The sequence below is a fragment of the Telluria sp. ZB4P36 genome (genome assembly GCF_059685865.1).
Window position 1 is genome coordinate 1 of the sequence record NZ_JCASIE010000046.1, and the last position, 1,317, is coordinate 1,317.

General features: G+C 69.2%; 1 protein-coding gene. It reads right to left on the bottom strand.

The annotated features are described in order from the left end of the window. Positions 1 to 1,317: L-glutamate gamma-semialdehyde dehydrogenase (locus AC56LK_RS25165; protein WP_497187174.1), on the bottom strand; the 1,317-nt coding region annotated here is incomplete at both ends.

The window sequence follows — 1,317 nt, forward strand, 5'->3', positions numbered from 1 at the left end:
GGCCGTTGTTGCGCAGCCAGCCGAGCAGCGCATCCAGGCCGGCGTCGAACACGCGGCTGTGCTCCATCAGCGGCGCGGCATGGCGCTGCAGGCGCTTCAGGTAGAGCGGACCGCCGGCCTTCGGGCCGGTGCCCGATTTACCTTCGCCGCCGAAAGGCTGCACGCCCACGACCGCGCCGACGATGTTGCGGTTCACGTAGATGTTGCCGACGTGGGCGCGCGAGACGATGAAGTCGATGGTCTCGTCGATCCGCGAATGCACGCCCAGGGTCAGGCCGTAGCCGGTCGCGTTGATGGTGTCGATCACCTTCGGCAGCTCGGCGCGGCGGTAGCGCACGATGTGCAGGACCGGACCGAAGACCTCGTGCTTCAGTTCCGCCAGCGAGCCGATTTCCAGCACGGTCGGCGGCACGAAGGTGCCGGCCTTGCTGACGCTGTCCGGCAGCTCGAGCGCGAAGTGGCTGCGCGCGGTGGCGCGCATGCGCTCGATGTGGGCCAGCAGGTTGCGCTGGGCTTCGGCATCGATCACCGGGCCGATGTCGGTGGCCAGGCGGTCGGGCGAGCCGACCCGCAGTTCCTGCATCGCGCCCTTGAGCATGGTGATGGTCTTGTCGGCGATGTCCTGCTGCAGGAACAGCACGCGCAGCGCCGAGCAGCGCTGGCCGGCCGAGTCGAAGGCCGAGGACAGCACGTCCTGCACCACCTGCTCCGGCAGCGCCGAGGAGTCGACGATCAGCGCGTTCTGGCCACCGGTTTCGGCCACCAGCGGGATGTCGATGCCCTCGCTTTCGGCACGCTTCGCCAGGGTGCGGTTGATCAGCTGGGCCACTTCGGTGGAGCCGGTGAAGATCACGCCCTTGACGCGCGAGTCCGAGGTCAGGGCGGCGCCCACCACTTCGCCGCGGCCCGGCAGCAGCTGCAGCGCAGCGCGCGGGCAGCCGGCTTCGATGAACAGCTCGACCGCACGGTGCGCGATCAGCGGGGTCTGTTCGGCCGGCTTGGCCAGCACCACGTTGCCGGCCGCGAGGGCGGCGGCCACCTGGCCGGTGAAGATCGCCAGCGGGAAGTTCCATGGGCTGATGCAGCTGACCGGGCCCAGTGCGCCATCGGCTTTCGATTCACGGATTTGCACCGCGTAGTAGCGCAGGAAGTCCACCGCTTCGCGCAGTTCGGCGATTGCGTTCGGCAGCGATTTGCCGGCTTCGCGCACGGCCAGCGCCATCAGCTCGGTGCCGTTCTGCTCGAACAGGTCGGCGGTGCGTTCCAGCACGCCGGCGCGGGTGTCGACGCCCGTTGCTTCCCATTCGGCGGCGAAGG